Annotated in this window: 12 protein-coding genes and 1 tRNA gene; 8 read left to right on the forward strand and 5 right to left on the reverse strand. The window is 64.5% G+C overall.

Annotation, left to right across the window (positions count from 1 at the left end):
* The first annotated feature begins 334 nt into the window (after positions 1-334).
* Genes RH858_RS11305 through RH858_RS11325 form a run of 5 tightly spaced genes read left to right on the forward strand, consistent with a single transcriptional unit; the run spans position 335 to position 5,233 of the window.
* On the forward strand, positions 335-2,623 hold the full coding sequence (locus RH858_RS11305; RefSeq protein WP_310561902.1) for a molybdopterin-dependent oxidoreductase: 2,289 nt from the start codon (positions 335-337) through the stop codon (positions 2,621-2,623).
* Positions 2,623-3,231, forward strand: coding sequence for a 4Fe-4S dicluster domain-containing protein (locus RH858_RS11310; RefSeq protein ID WP_310561903.1), 609 nt, complete (start codon positions 2,623-2,625; stop codon positions 3,229-3,231). The genes RH858_RS11305 and RH858_RS11310 overlap by 1 nt, the downstream gene beginning before the upstream one ends.
* 5 nt (positions 3,232-3,236) lie before the next feature.
* Positions 3,237-3,551, forward strand: a complete 315-nt coding sequence (locus tag RH858_RS11315; protein ID WP_310561904.1) for a hypothetical protein — start codon at positions 3,237-3,239, stop codon at positions 3,549-3,551.
* Positions 3,548-4,519: a cytochrome b/b6 domain-containing protein gene (locus RH858_RS11320; protein WP_310561905.1), complete on the forward strand. Its 972-nt coding sequence runs from the start codon at positions 3,548-3,550 to the stop codon at positions 4,517-4,519. Before RH858_RS11315 ends, RH858_RS11320 begins: the two co-directional genes overlap by 4 nt.
* A 21-nt stretch (positions 4,520-4,540) precedes the next feature.
* Positions 4,541-5,233 (forward strand): molecular chaperone TorD family protein, encoded by a 693-nt coding sequence (locus RH858_RS11325; protein ID WP_310561906.1) that lies wholly within the window; start codon positions 4,541-4,543, stop codon positions 5,231-5,233.
* A 112-nt stretch (positions 5,234-5,345) separates the two neighbouring features.
* On the opposite strand, the gene RH858_RS11330 is transcribed toward RH858_RS11325, so the two are convergent.
* Positions 5,346-5,418: transfer RNA gene (locus RH858_RS11330), tRNA-Gln, on the reverse strand.
* A 108-nt stretch (positions 5,419-5,526) separates the two neighbouring features.
* Here RH858_RS11330 and RH858_RS11335 point away from each other — a divergent pair.
* The gene (locus RH858_RS11335; RefSeq protein ID WP_310561907.1) at positions 5,527-8,031 is read left to right on the forward strand and encodes an MMPL family transporter; all 2,505 of its coding nucleotides are present in this window, start codon (positions 5,527-5,529) and stop codon (positions 8,029-8,031) included.
* 24 nt (positions 8,032-8,055) lie between these two features.
* On the opposite strand, the gene hemA is transcribed toward RH858_RS11335, so the two are convergent.
* Positions 8,056-9,417: a glutamyl-tRNA reductase gene (hemA, locus tag RH858_RS11340; RefSeq protein WP_310561908.1), complete on the reverse strand. Its 1,362-nt coding sequence runs from the start codon at positions 9,415-9,417 to the stop codon at positions 8,056-8,058.
* A gap of 297 nt (positions 9,418-9,714) precedes the next feature.
* The gene (locus RH858_RS11345; RefSeq protein WP_310561909.1) at positions 9,715-11,409 is read right to left on the reverse strand and encodes an ethylbenzene dehydrogenase-related protein; all 1,695 of its coding nucleotides are present in this window, start codon (positions 11,407-11,409) and stop codon (positions 9,715-9,717) included.
* A 295-nt stretch (positions 11,410-11,704) separates the two neighbouring features.
* Here RH858_RS11345 and RH858_RS11350 point away from each other — a divergent pair, with 295 nt between their 5' ends.
* Positions 11,705-12,316, forward strand: coding sequence for an IMP cyclohydrolase (locus RH858_RS11350; RefSeq protein ID WP_310561910.1), 612 nt, complete (start codon positions 11,705-11,707; stop codon positions 12,314-12,316).
* 31 nt (positions 12,317-12,347) lie between these two features.
* Here the strand turns inward: RH858_RS11350 and RH858_RS11355 are convergent, their stop codons facing one another.
* Positions 12,348-12,677, reverse strand: coding sequence for a hypothetical protein (locus RH858_RS11355; protein ID WP_310561911.1), 330 nt, complete (start codon positions 12,675-12,677; stop codon positions 12,348-12,350).
* The gene (locus tag RH858_RS11360; protein WP_259534235.1) at positions 12,678-13,052 is read right to left on the reverse strand and encodes a hypothetical protein; all 375 of its coding nucleotides are present in this window, start codon (positions 13,050-13,052) and stop codon (positions 12,678-12,680) included.
* A gap of 132 nt (positions 13,053-13,184) precedes the next feature.
* Between RH858_RS11360 and RH858_RS11365 the strand changes: the two genes are divergently transcribed.
* Complete coding sequence (locus tag RH858_RS11365; RefSeq protein WP_310561912.1) at positions 13,185-13,922, forward strand: metallophosphoesterase family protein; 738 nt, start codon at positions 13,185-13,187, stop codon at positions 13,920-13,922.
* The last annotated feature ends 18 nt before the right edge of the window (positions 13,923-13,940 follow it).

A 13,940-nucleotide genomic window follows, 5' to 3' on the forward strand; every position in this document is an offset into this window, starting at 1 on the left:
ACGGCCGGGGTCACACCTCGCTTCACTCGAACTGAAATCGAGATTCCTTATTAAAAGTTTAACGTTTGAAGCACAATCCCGAAACCGGGACGACGAAAATTTTTCACTGTAATGGTCGTACCTACTGCGGGAAAATCGGGGCGAACCGTTCGGCGGGTTCGATCCCAGGGCGTAAAACACGACCAAGAACCCGGGCGAAAGGTGGGTAAAGACACCCACGCAGTCGCTTTCGGCGAACCAGGTCGGGGTGCGTTTTACGAGAGGACTCACGAGGCGGGAAGCCCCGGGGTCGGGGAGCCCCAACGCGAGACCGGTTGGGAGGGGGTGGATATCGATGAGTAGCGAGAACGCGACCGTCTCCCGTCGAACGTTTCTCGAAGGGAGTGCAGCGGCCGCGGTCGGCGCAGCGGCCGGCTGTGTCGGGCAAGCCGAGGAGACAAATGACGTGGTATCGCAGAGCGAACGGAGCGTCATTCATGGAAACTGCTGGATCTGTCGGGCTTCGTGTGGTCAGGAGATCACCGTCGAAAACGGGCGGGCGTTCGATCTCACGGGCGTGGACGGGCATCCGAAAGCCAGTGCAGGACCCGATCGGGAAGGCACACTGTGCTCGAAAGGGATGGCCCAGCTAGAGAAGACCTACAATCCGAACAGAATCACTCAGCCCCACATCCGCGAAGACGGTGAACTCCGGGCGGCTTCCTGGGACGAGGCGATCGAGTATGCCGCCGACAAACTCGAGGCGTTCGCGGAGGAACATGGCCCGGAGAAACTGCTTCGCTATCAGGGGTATCCGGTCGCCAAGCACCCCTGGCACGACCTGCTGTTCAAGAATCTCTACGGCGCGCCGCTGAAGGTGGGCCGAAAGACGACCTGTCACGGTCCGTTCTCGACCTCCTGGGAGTGGATGTCGGGCTACGGTCGGGAGTGGCCCGACTGGCAGAACTCCGAGTACATCATCGCCTGGGGCCGTAATATGATGGAGTGCTTCCGCGGGCAGTGGGAACCCAAGGGCGTCATAGACGCCAAACAGAACAACGACGCCACGGTCGTCGCGATCGACCCGCGGTACACCAAGACTGCCCAGAAGGCCGACAAGTGGATCCCGATCGAGCCCCGGACCGACGGTGCGCTGGCGCTGGCGATGGGGCACGTCATCATCGAAGAGGGCCTCCACGACGAGGAGTTCGTCAAGGAATGGACTCACGGGTTCGACGCTTACAAGGAGGCTGTCGCCGACAAGACCCCCGAGTGGGCCGCAGAGATCACCGGGATCGATGCCGACGAGATCCGCAAACTCGCGATCGGCTTCGCCAAAGCCGCCCCCAGTGCCGTCGCGTTCCCGTGGACGGGACTGGCGTACCAGGCCAACGGGTTCAAGAACTGCCAGAACGTCCACGCACTGAACGGGCTGGTCGGCAACATCGACCGTCCCGGCGGTACGCGTCAGTGGTCGTCGGGCTTCAGCCTGGACGATCCCCACGAGAGGCGGGGAATCGACGTGCCCGCGAACCACGAGGACAAGCCGTCGCCGGACTACGACGACTATCCGTTCCAGAAACACGGGATTCGCGACGTCTCTCACAACCTCGTCCCCAGGACGGTCGAGCGGGGCGACATCAAGGGGCTGGTCACCAACTGGTCGTCACCACCGAAAAGCGGTAACACCCGAGAGTGGCTGAACGCTCTGGAGGAAATGGAGCTCGTGATCGACGTCGACGCCTTCTGGGACGGGGTCAGCAAGCGGGCCGACGTGGTCTTCCCGGGTGCCTCACAGATCGAACAGCCGTTCCTCTCGACCGGCGGGGACAGTTCCTACAGCACGAGCGGCTGGGTCACTGCGTCCAGACCTGCGATCGAACCGGTCGGCGACTGTAAACCCGACTACCAGCTCTACAAGCTCCTCGCCGAAGAACTGGGGTGGGGCGAGTACTTCCCCTGGGAGAATGGTGACGAGTATTGGGACGAGCAACTCGAGGCCATCGACATGTCCTTCGAGGAACTCGCAGACCAGAGCTACTCGATCGTCACCGAGGTCGGGTACGAACAGTGGAAAGACGGCGGGTTCGAGACCGAGAACGGACTGTTCAACTTCGACCTCGACATCAAAGACGAGTACGCCGAGCTCGCCGCAGAGATGGACGCGAGCACGGCGCCGGAGTGGCAGCCGCCGGACGACGGACAGTACGGTGAGACGACCGACGAGGAGTACCCGCTTCTGTTCACTGACGTGTTCGTCGAGCAACTCAACCGCGGACACGACCAGGCCATCGAGCGGTCAGTCTCGGCCTACCAGGAGCGGTACGGTCTGGCGAACCAGGGTTACGATGGCAACTTCCTGCACATCAACCCGAAAGACGCCGGTCGGCGAGGTATCCAGTCGGGCGACATGGTCCGCGTCGAATCGGCCGACGATTCGATCGAACTGATGGCCCACGTCTACGAGGGAGCCCGCCCCGGCTGGGTCGCCACCGTCAACAGCTTCGGGAAGGGGACGTCCCATCCCGACGACGCAGGAGGCAACAGCATGATACTCAACCGCGAACGCCACGTCGAACCGGTGACGGGAATGACTGCGCGAAATCACCCTGTCGAGGTCGAAAAGATCGGAGGTGGTGACTGATGAGTGACGAGTGGACCTTCTATTTCGACCCCAACAAGTGTATCGGCTGTCACGCCTGTGCGGTCGCGTGTGACGTCCGGAACGATCGAGACACCGATGACGATCGGTGGCGAACGCTCAGACACGTGGGCATCGGGGAGTTTCCCGACTACGAGGAGACGGCCGTGTCGATGTCGTGTTTCCACTGCGGGAACGCGCCCTGTGAGAGAGTTTGCCCGACGAGCGCGCTGAACAAGCGAGACTCTGACGGCATCGTCACGGTCGACCAGGACGTCTGTATCGGCTGTCACTACTGCGGGTGGGCCTGTCCGTACGGCGCCCCGACGTACGACGAGGAGAGTAGGATGTCGAAGTGCCACCTCTGTTTGGGCGAAGGCGAGGGCAACGGTGCCGGCAAGCCTTCCCGGAAGCGGCCCGAGGAAGGCGGTGCCACACCCGGTTGCGTCGACAACTGCGTCACCGATGCGCTCCACGCCGGCCCCGTCTCCGAGATGATGGAGATCGCTTCGAAGGAGGCCGCCCGCGAGTTCGCTCAGAGTAGCCGGCAGATGATCGTCGAGCCGACGACCGGAACCGGAGAGACGGATCCCGAGATCGTCGGTGATTGAACGCCATGTCACACAGCGAGACAAAACAGTCCTGGGTCGCACAGAACGGATGGTGGCGAGCCGTCGCCGCTGCGGTCGTTGCGGTCGTGGGGACAGCCGCACTGCTAGTGGCGTTCGACCGGATTCCAACTATGATCAACAGTTGGGAACCCATCGCTGTCGGCCACCTGACCCGAGAAGTCTCCTACCATCAATTCAATTCCATCTGGCTACTTGTGCGGGCCGCCATCGGACTGTACATCTCCGTCGTGTTCGTCATCATCGCCGGACAGTTGGTCGGCCACTGGCGTCGATACGTGATCGAAGGAGGGGAACAATGACTGCACAGGCGACCGACACCGGCACCGGTTCGGCCGTCCTCAAGCGTTTCAACGGCGTCCAGGTCTACGTCCACGCCCTGCTGGCGGTGAGTATCTTCCTGCTGTGGTTGACCGGGCTTCCGATGACGTTCTACGAGCCGCTCGGCTGGCTCATCGAAACGATCGGCCACTCGAACGTCGTCATGGCCCACATGGTTGCGGGGGTCGGATTGATCGCCATCATGCTGTACTATACGGCCTTCATGGCGCTCGGGGTGGCGACCGGCAACACGACACTGCGTCATGTCATGTTCGGCCTCGGCGACGTCCGAGAGGCCATCCAGCAGATGAAGTGGCTCTCAGGGTTCGGCGAGGAAGCGGAGTCGGGAAAATACACCTTCTTGCAGAAGGCCGAAATCTGGATCATCGCCTTCGAGGTCGGCGTGATGATCGTCACCGGACTGTTGATGTGGTACATCGGCGTACTCGCGTCGACCTCGCCGAATCTACCGATGTTGATCGTCCGGGACATCCACGCGATCGTCGCCGTGACGATGTTGATGGGAGTGGCATTCCACCTGTTCATGACCCACGTCAAGGAGTTCCCGATCGACCGCTCGATGTTCGACGGGACTGTCGGGCTCGGCCGCGCGTGCCAGGAATGGCGCGGATGGGCCAGAGAAGAGACCGGCACGGCGACCGTCCCCTGTGAGGAAGAGACGCACACCACGGTCCTGACGACGGGGATGGTCGTTACTGTGATGCTGTTCTTCGTCATCTGGACAGGGGTCATCCTGCAGTACGTCTTCTCGCCGCTGCCGACCGGACCGAGCCTCAGTCAGCACATCGCACCGCATGCGCTCCCGGGGGGGACACTCGGGCTCGTGTACTCGATCGGTCTAAACCTCGCTGCGCTGGTCTGTATCGGCAGCCTCGTCGCACTCGGCTACGGGCTCTACTCCCGTTACAGCCGGCCAAGACTTGCCTGACCGTCCGTACGGTGGACACCTATGAACCACAACACACACGACAAGACGGAGTTGGCACGGTGCTACTCGCTGTTATCGGAGTGTCTGAAACACCCAGACGAGACGTTCTACGAGGACATCACAGCGGGTCGTTTCGACGCCGAACGCGAGCAGTTGACGTCGGGCCTCGGGCTCGATGTGGAGACGGTGCCGACTGCCGAGCAACTGCCGGACAGCCGAGCGGTGCTGGACAACCAGTACATCGCCCTGTTCGAGGCCTTCGAGACGCCTTACGCACCGCCGATCGAATCGCCATACAAGGAATGGCACGGGGGCGCTGGAAGTGATGGATTGCTCGGCGGACCGCCAGCCGACGACATGCGCGAGAAGTACGCAGCACTGGGGAGTTCACCTCCGGCTGCGTATCAGCCCGACCACCTGGCGCTGCTGCTCGAGTACGCTTCGTTGCTCGTCGACGGCAGCGACCGGGATGCGTACGAAACGTTCGTGCGCGACCACCTCGACTGGCTTCCGGCGTTCCGACGCCTCGTCGAAGACGCAGCCGCCGAGGCGCCGTTCTACCGTCGCAGCGTCGCACTGGTCTGTGATACTGTCGCGGTCGAACGGGAGCGTCTCGACCTGCCCGAACCCGACGCGGCGACCATCGCGGCGATGCTCGACCGCGTTGAGAGAGGGATGGTAGGAATGGACGAACAAAAGGAATTCCGAACGTAGTCCCACCAGGATTCGAACCGGAACCAGACGTGCTCGCTCACGTTCGTTCGCTGCGCGCGACTGGTAGGGCTCGAATCCCTCGACTATTCGTCCTCACTTCGTTCGAACAGAATAGTCCCACCAGGATTCGAACCTGGGTCGCGAGCCCCAGAAGCTCGCAGGATTGGCCACTACCCCATGGGACTGCACTCGTCGGTTGGTCTCAGTTCCGTTTAGATGTTGCGATCCAGACCGACTGCCACCCGGTGGGATGCAAAGGAAGCGGTAAGTGATCCGGGGATCTACGCCTCGCCATGCGGGACCCGGTCGCGTGGTATCTGTCGATCTTTCGGAGACGCCGACGGGCGATCGTCGTCGTGCTGTTGCTCGCGACCGTCGTCGTCGGCGCCGGTGCGGCCGGGCTCTCGGGCGATCTCGCGATCGTCGAGTTCGACGCCGACTCGGAGGCGGCCGCGGCCGACGAATACGTCGACCGCCACTTCGTGACCGACAGCAGGACAGTCACGCTGGTGGTCCTTCACGGCGAGAACACGCTCACCCGGAATTCGCTGTCTGAGAGCCTCGAGTTCCAGCGGGCGGTCCGCGAGAACGACACCGTCGCCCCGACGCTCGTGAAGCGTCGACCAACCGTCGGGACTGGCTCGGCCTTCGTCGAGACGTATCTCCGGTCGCTCGGGGCGTTCGGAACGCTCACGATTGAGGACAAACAACGGACGTTCGCCACGTTCGACGAGGAGGAACTCACAACGGAGCTCCCGGCAGCGATCGAAAGCGACCGTCCGATCCTCGGTCCGGGAACGACCGCGAGAACCCTGTTGCCGACCGACTATCGGACCGGTTCGACCCAGGCGGACGCCCGTCTCGTGGTCGTCGTTCACGACGCCGACGTGGAGCCGGCGGCGCTTTTGGACGCCCAGCTGGCCATCGAGGACCTGGCCGACGACCACCTGGCGTCCACGGACCAGTTCGTCTTCGGGCAGGCGCTCGTCGAACGGCGGGCCTCCGCCGCGACGGAAGCGGCGTTTTCGGTGCTGGGACCGCTGGCGCTGGTCGTCATCGTGGGGCTGTTGCTGGTGGCGTACCGGGATCCCGTCGACGTCGCGGTGACGCTGTTCGGGCTCGGCGTCGTGCTGGTCTGGACCGCCGGGTTCGTCGGCTGGACCGGGATCCAGCTCACCCAGCTGCTCGTTGCGGTGCCGTGGCTGCTCGTCGGCCTCGCCATCGACTACGGGTTGCACGTGGTGATGCGGTATCGGGAGACCCGGGAGGCGGGAACGGCGGACCCGGTGACGGCGATGACCGCCGGGCTCGCGGGCGTCCTGGTGGCGATCGGCGTGACGACTCTCACGACCGCTGCCGGGTTCCTCTCGGGGGTGTTCGGCCCGTTCCCGGCAGTGAGAGAGTTCGGCGTCGTCGCCGCCTTCGGGATCGTCGCTGCGTTTCTCGTCTTCGGCGGGCTGGTGCCGGCGCTCAAACTCGAACTCGACGACCTGCTGGATCGGGACGACCGGACGCGCCCAGTGGGACGGCTCCCGGCCGTGGAACGCCTCCTTTCGGTCGGTGTCCTCGGGGCCAGACGCGCCCCGGTAGCGGTCGTGGCGGTTGCGCTGCTCGTGACGCTTGCGGGCGCCTACGGGGCTGCACACGTCGACACGTCGGTCGACCGGACGGACTTTTACCCGGGCGACCCGCCCGACTGGGTCTCGCTGTTTCCGGGCGGTGGCGACGCGACCGACCGCGAGGGGCCCGGGAGCCTCCGCGAGCAGGCGGCGTTCCTCGACGAGCGGTTCGAAATCGCCGGCGGGGACCAGCGCGTGGAGATCCTGATACGCGGGGCGGTGACGAGCGAGGCGGGCGTGCGGGCGATCCACGCGGCCGAACAGGGGGCGCTCGAGACCGGCGTCCTCCGCGGCGACGATCCGGAGGCGTCGGTGTACACCCCGTTCGACGCCGTCGACAGGATCGCGGCGTTCGACGACGACGTCGAGGCGGAACGGTCGGCGGCCGACCGGACCGGCGACGGCCGGCCGGACGGTGACGTGACCGCCCTCTTCGATGCCGCCTTCGACACCGATCCGGACACGATGGCCGGAGTCGTCCATCGCGACGCGGGCGGCGACTACCGGGCCGTCAGAGTGACCGTCGTCGTCGACAGCGGCGCCGACGCCAGGACCGTGGCCGCCGACCTCCGCGAGGTCGCCGCGTCGGCCGACGAGGAACCCGGCGTCACCGCGACGGCGACCGGAACGCCGGTCGTGCGGGCCGACGCACAGGGGGCACTGCTCCGCCAGCTGATCGAGTCGTTCGCGATCGCGCTGGCCGTGACGTTCCTGCTTTTGGTGGCGCTGTTCCGGCACCGGTTCGACAGCGCCAGCCTCGGCGCGACGACGGCGATCCCCGTCGTCTTCGCGCTCTCGTGGGTGCTCGGAACGATGTTCCTGCTCGAGATCCCGTACAACGCCGAGACGGCGATCATCACCGGGATCGCAATCGGGCTCGGCGTCGACTACGCGATCCACGTCAGTGCGCGCTACCAGCAGGAACGGGAGGCACAATCCCAGAATCGCTCCGACGCGGGGGAGCCGACCGACGCGCTCTCCCGGGCCGTTCGAGACACCGGCGGCACGCTGTTTGCAAGCGCCGTCACCACGGCCGCCGGGCTCGGCGTGTTGCTGTTTACGTTCGTCCCGTCGCTCCAGCGGTTCGGGCTCGTGATGATCCTGGTCGTCGCCTACGCCTTCCTCGCGTCGGTGGTGCTACTGCCGAGCCTGCTCGTCTTGTACTCGCGGTATCGGTGAGAACTGGCGGTCGGCGGGATCGAGCTATCTCGTTTCGGCGTCGGCTTCCGACGTCGACTCCTCGGCATCACACTCCGATTTCTCGCGAACGTCGTCGACCGCGATCTCGTCGACCGTTCGATCGAACAGCGTCAGCCAGGCGTCGACCGTCTCCCGGTCGTCGGTGGCGGCTGCCTGCCGCAGCGCCGTCGTCTTCGGGTGGAGGAGTTTGTTGACGAGCGCCTCCGAGAAATCGCGCATCGCCGCCTCCTGTTCGGGAGTGAGCTGCTCGCTTTCGGCGTCCAGGCGGTCGAGCGCGCGCTCGAATTCGGCTTCCCGGCGTTCGTGTGCCCGCGAGTAGATCTGCGACAGCGTGTCGTCGACCTCTTCGGCCCGCAACTGTTCGGCGAGCCGGACCCGCTCTTCGGCGATGATCTCCTCGACGGCCGGAATCGCCGCCTCCCGCTGCTGTAATCCGTCGTTGCGCACCGACAGCACGTCCTCGATCGTGACGAGTGCAACGTCATCGAGGTCGTCGACTGCCGGGTCGACGTCGCGGGGGTTCGCCAGGTCGAAGACGACGAGTTCGTGGCCGACCAGGTCCGCGATCGAGAGCACGCGGTCGTCGGCACCCGTCGCGGTGACGACGAGATCGGCCGCCGACAGGTGATCGTCGCCCAGATCCACGAGTGCGACCGCCTCGCCGCCGACCACCGCGGCGAGTTCTTCGGCGTTCTCCAGCGTGCGGTTGGCGACAGTGAGGCTGGCCTCGTCGTCGGTATCGTCGACCGCGATCCTGTGAGCGAGCGCTTTGACGACGAGTTGTGCGACCTCTCCAGCGCCGACGACGAGGACGTTTGCGTCTTGGAGTTCGTCGACGCCGGAGACCTCCGGAAGCTCTTCGCGCGCCCGGTCTAGGGTGACACTACCCAGCGAGACCCGGCCCTCGTTGATTCGGGTCTCGGTGCGGGCGCGTTCGCCCACTCTGAGCGCTTTCAGCGCGATCGTATCCAGCGTGTCACCGAGCGCGTCGGCCTCGCTCGCGCGCTTGTAGGCCCCGCGCAGTTGGCCGAGGATCTCGTCCTCTCCGAGGACGCCGCTTTCGAGCCCGCAGGCCACCCGCAAGAGGTGCTCGACGACGGAATTGCCGACGAGCAGGCGGTCGGAGTCGGGAGAAACGTCGACGCCGATCTTCCGTCCGAGCCCCTTCAGAACCGCCGCCGCTTCTGGCCCGTGGAGGTACAGTTCATATCGCTGACAGGTGCGCAAGACGAGCGCCTCGTCTACCCCATCCTTTCCGAGCAGGAACGACCGGACCGACGACTCTTCGTGACTGCAGGCGATCTCGAACCGCTCGAACCCGTCTTCTTCGAGCGTGAATCGGAGTCCGGCGACGTCGTCGTACATTGATATGGTGTGTGGTGGATCGCTGTGGTAGGTCGTCGAATCGACGTCAGTGTCGGAGCTGGAGGTGGGAATCGGCCGCGTGGTATCGGTTCTCGTTTCCTCCTACACCCTTCTCCGTTTTGGCTTCTTCGATCGGAATCGCTTACTGAGAACGCGATCCCGTCCAACCGACGCGTAGCCATCCGGAGCGCTGCCGACAGACGCCGAGCCGACCGATGCGTAGTCCCCAAGTCCGACAGTGGGTCAGGGACCAGCCCGACCGTGTGCCAGGGACCAGTCCGACCGTGGGTCAGGCAGTTATTTCCGGGGCGCCATGGCGTCCTCGAGTTCGACCATCCGCTGGGCGAACGCCTCGGGGTTCTCGTCGTGGTACTCCCAGATGTTGATGTCGGCGTTGCGCACCTCGTCGACGCGCGGGTGCTCGCCGCTGGTGAGCCACGTCCAGTCGGTCATGCCTGGGTACATGAGCGGGATCGTGTACGTCTCGATGTCGTCCCAGTCCGGCTCGCCCTCGACTTTCTCTGCGACGAGTTCGCTGTTGCCGAGGTCGTCGCTCTCGCCGTAGAAGTCCGGCTCGACGCCGAGCCCGAGCTTGTACGGGTAGCCAACCCAGTGCCAGCGCTGCGAGCTGCCGTGGTGGATCGCCGGCGAGAACGTGTACACCTCGCCCTCCTCGACGGGCATGTCGTCGATGTAGCCCGTGTCGAGGTCGCGGCGTACTTCCATCGTCCAGGTGCCGTCCTCCCAGACGGCGTCACACTCCCAGGACGCGCCGGATTCGGAGGGGAGCCCCTGCGGACGCCGGGGAACCATCGCGCCCTCCCATTCGGCGACCTCGGGGTCGAACTCGACGGCGTTCTCGTTTTCGCCCTCGGTCATCAACGCGTACTGCTCGAAGTCCTGCTGGTCCGGGATGCCCGGCCCGGGCTCGTTGTCCTCGGTGATACACTCGTAGTAGTCGAGGGCACCGTCTTCGACGACGTCCGGATCGAACATCAGTTCGGGGCCGTCCTCGGGATCCCAGCCCTGGGTCCCGAAGGTGCGGTCGCCGGTGACGTTCCCGTTCCGGTAGTCGAGCAGGTGGTGGTTCGTCCCGTATCCCATCGGAACGGAACGGTGTCCACGGAAGAACGGGAAGTCGATGAACTCGCCGTTTTCCATCATCTCGTCGAGTTCGTCCTGGGATTTGGGGTCCCGCCAGTCGTGTTCCCACCACTCTCCGTTCCGGGACTGCGGGATGAACTTCCGCATGTCTCCGTCGTCGCGCCCCTCCGTACCGTGGTGGGGATGCGCGTCGACTTCGTCGCTGTGGGCTTCGCCGGGCAGGCGGCGGACGCCCTCCATGACAGTCATCCAGCCGCCGAAGTTCTCGAAGCCCTGGAGCGTGCCGTCGTGCCACATGAACGTGAGACGGTCCTCGTAGAGGCCCTGGTGGTGGTCCATCGCACCGGGCGGGGCTTCCTCCTCGTCGAGGTCCCACGGGTTCCAGTTGGCGTAGCGCACCCACTCCTCGCCGTTGTAGACGATCATGTCGTGGAGCCAGCCGCCCTCGTTGGGCTGGTCCCACTCGAACCGCATGATGATCTCGTCGTCGTTGAATGCGAACTGGACGTCGACCGGCTTGACGAGCGGGTCGGGTCGGACGTCCTTTTTCATGTGGTCCAGTTCGGAGTAGGCGTCCATCGGGCTGGCCGCCCAGTATTCCTCCTCGTCGTCATCGTCGTCATCGTCGTCATCGTCGTCATCGTCGGGCGTCGGCGTTTCCTCGTCGTCATCCTCGGGCGTCGGCGTCGGTTCTTCTTCCTCGTCGAAGAGACCGAGACAGCCGGCCAGAGCGACGGTGCCGGCACCGCCCATCGCCTGGAGCAGGCGACGGCGATGAGCTTTCGACGTCCCACCCGGGAACGTCGGCGTTCCACCGAACTGATCGAGCAGTTCTTCGTCGTCAGCCTCGGCTTCCTCTCGTTTCTCGTCGGTTGGTCTGTCGACCATATTCGTGATTCAATAACTGCACGTGTGAAGGGATACCCCTGAAATATGGTGTTCTTTAAGTAGATCAGTTTAAAGAGTCCTTTATAAATGATATTCAAAATGGAATATGCAGGACGGTCCCAAATTCGGGGACAGAAGGAGCAGAAGGGGTTGATGGAGGAAAATACGAGGTGAAAAGGCCTCTCATTTGCAGCGGGCAGATGACAGGTGTGACCAGGGGGCCAGACCGGAACAACCGGGAAACCGCAGGAGGACGACCGGTAGCTATAACCCGAAACCACCGCCAGACACGTGCATGTACGTCGGACGATTCGTCGTTGTCGGCCCCGGAATCGGCGGGTATCGCGTCTCCTCGCGCTCGTTCCCGAACCGCCATATTCACGAACGCGACGGCACGCTCACGGTTTCGCCGACCCCCGACGCCCCCGAGACGGATAACCCGTACATCGCCTACAACTGCGTCCGGACGGTGACCCCGGGGGCGGCAACCGACCGGACGACCGGTGACGACACACTGGCAGTCGTCGGCAACGGCTCACACGTCGACCCGATCACCGAAAAGCTCTCGCTGGGCTACCCCGCCCGCGACGCCCTCGCGAGTGCGCTGCTCGCGCTGGACTTCGAGAAGGACGACTACGACACCCCCCGGATCGCCGGCATCGTCGGCGCCGAGACTGCCCACGTCGGGACGGTCCGCCGCGACGCGCTGCTCGTCCGGGAAGTGGCGGAGTCGACGCTCGTGGCCACCTACGAGCGCGACGATCCCGAAGCGTGGGAGCTGGCGGCGACGACGGCCGACGGTGTCGCGAGCGAACTGTACGAGGCCGACTTCGAACACGCGGTCTGTGCGGCGGGTGTGACCGTCGACGTCGAGGGCGTGGAGACGGCGATCGAAAACGGCGAGTAAAAGGAAGCACTCCCGCCGGGTTTGCCATCAGCTATCTGAGATATGTTTCCAGTTCGTCGAGAACACGATCGACGAACCCGTCTGTGGTCCGACCTTGCCACGCGACAATGTCCTCGATTCGGGGAGAGTGTATTGCCCATGGAGAGACGAAAGACTCCTGTGGCACGCCACCAGTCTCCCAAACCTCCGGATCGAGCGCAAGTGAGCGATCGTACTTCGTGGTCGAGACGGCGACCGCGATGAACTGTTCTTCATCGAACGGATGCGATTTGTTGTTGACGATGAGCCACGGTCGCTGCCGCTCGCTTCCGAGTTTGAACGGGTCGAGACTCCGAACAACGTCTCCCTGTTCCGGCCGCATTCATCGCCTCTGCTCATCGTTCTGTTCGCTCGGATGCGGTTCGTCCGGCGCGACCGACTCCCACTCTTCGTGGTCGATACCCCCATCCTCCTCGTCGAGGCGTTCCATCGCCGTATGGAGGTCATACGCGTCAGTCAGTCGCTCCCGGTCGTCGGTTATTGCCCAGTAGTTCCCCTTATGTCGGACGAGATTGCGCTTCTTTAACCGCGAAAGAGCCGTCCCGACCGCGTTCTGGTCCTCGTCGATTCCGGCAGCGATCTCCGAGCGAGTGAACGCCTTGTCCCGGTGGGCGTAGAGGTATTCGACGACCTGCTCGGGCACGCTTCGGTCTCGAGTGAAATCACTTGCCTCGAAATCTTCGATCCGTACTGGCATGCTTTGTACTTGGTGTACTCGTGTGATAAGTGTACTGACGTACTTTCGGATCGTGGACGGCTGCACGGTTTCGAGATCGTAACAGCACCGACAGCCGTCCGGTTTTTCCGCCGGGCACCCCTAGGCCACCACATGCGAGTCGGCGTGATCTCCGACGTCCACGGCAACCGTCCAGCCCTCGAGGCGGTGCTCTCGGATATGCCCGACGTCCACGCGTCCGTCTGCGCGGGCGACATCGTCGGGTACAACCCCTGGCCCGCCGAGTGCATCGCGCGGGTCCGCGACCTGGAGGCACCGACTGTGCTGGGCAACCACGACCGCGAGGTCGCCCGCGGTGGTGGGTTCGGGTTCAACTCCATGGCGACGGCGGGGGTGAAGTACGCCCGCGAGGTGCTCGAGGACCACGACCGAGACTGGCTCGGTGCCCTGCCGACCCATCGAACGGAGTTCGACGGCCGGGTGCGGATGGTCCACGGCCACCCGAACGATCCGGACCGGTACACCTACCCCGACGAGTTCTCGGCCCGGATGCTCGAGAGGAGCGGGGAGGGTGACGGCGAAGACGCGGCCGACCGCCATCCCGACGTCCTCGTTCTCGGCCACACCCACGTGCAAGGCCACCGCGTCTTCGAGGAGGGCGTAGTGATGAACCCCGGGAGCGTCGGCCAGCCACGCGACGGCGACCCCCGGGCGGCGTACGCCCTGCTGGAACTCGGCGATCCCGAGGACCCGGTCGATACAGGGACCTCCGGCGACGTGCCGACAGTGGAGGAACATCGGGTCGAGTACGACATCGAAACGGTCGTCGACGCCGTCGAGGAGGCGGGACTTCCGAAACGGATCGGAACGCGGTTGCGCGAGGGGCGGTGAACTGAAGTCGCCGTCTGC

It is taken from the genome of Halalkaliarchaeum sp. AArc-GB (assembly GCF_031432225.1).
GTDB lineage: Archaea > Halobacteriota > Halobacteria > Halobacteriales > Haloferacaceae > Halalkaliarchaeum.

Bases quoted from the DNA above. Each gene is read 5' to 3' on its own strand.
- RH858_RS11305 (WP_310561902.1), top strand. From the start codon at position 335: ATGAGTAGCGAGAACGCGACCGTCTCCCGTCGAACGTTTCTCGAAGGG.
- RH858_RS11310 (WP_310561903.1), top strand. From the start codon at position 2,623: ATGAGTGACGAGTGGACCTTCTATTTCGACCCCAACAAGTGTATCGGC.
- RH858_RS11315 (WP_310561904.1), top strand. From the start codon at position 3,237: ATGTCACACAGCGAGACAAAACAGTCCTGGGTCGCACAGAACGGATGG.
- RH858_RS11320 (WP_310561905.1), top strand. From the start codon at position 3,548: ATGACTGCACAGGCGACCGACACCGGCACCGGTTCGGCCGTCCTCAAG.
- RH858_RS11325 (WP_310561906.1), top strand. From the start codon at position 4,541: ATGAACCACAACACACACGACAAGACGGAGTTGGCACGGTGCTACTCG.
- RH858_RS11335 (WP_310561907.1), top strand. From the start codon at position 5,527: ATGCGGGACCCGGTCGCGTGGTATCTGTCGATCTTTCGGAGACGCCGA.
- hemA (WP_310561908.1), bottom strand. From the start codon at position 9,417: ATGTACGACGACGTCGCCGGACTCCGATTCACGCTCGAAGAAGACGGG.
- RH858_RS11345 (WP_310561909.1), bottom strand. From the start codon at position 11,409: ATGGTCGACAGACCAACCGACGAGAAACGAGAGGAAGCCGAGGCTGAC.
- RH858_RS11350 (WP_310561910.1), top strand. From the start codon at position 11,705: ATGTACGTCGGACGATTCGTCGTTGTCGGCCCCGGAATCGGCGGGTAT.
- RH858_RS11355 (WP_310561911.1), bottom strand. From the start codon at position 12,677: ATGCGGCCGGAACAGGGAGACGTTGTTCGGAGTCTCGACCCGTTCAAA.
- RH858_RS11360 (WP_259534235.1), bottom strand. From the start codon at position 13,052: ATGCCAGTACGGATCGAAGATTTCGAGGCAAGTGATTTCACTCGAGAC.
- RH858_RS11365 (WP_310561912.1), top strand. From the start codon at position 13,185: ATGCGAGTCGGCGTGATCTCCGACGTCCACGGCAACCGTCCAGCCCTC.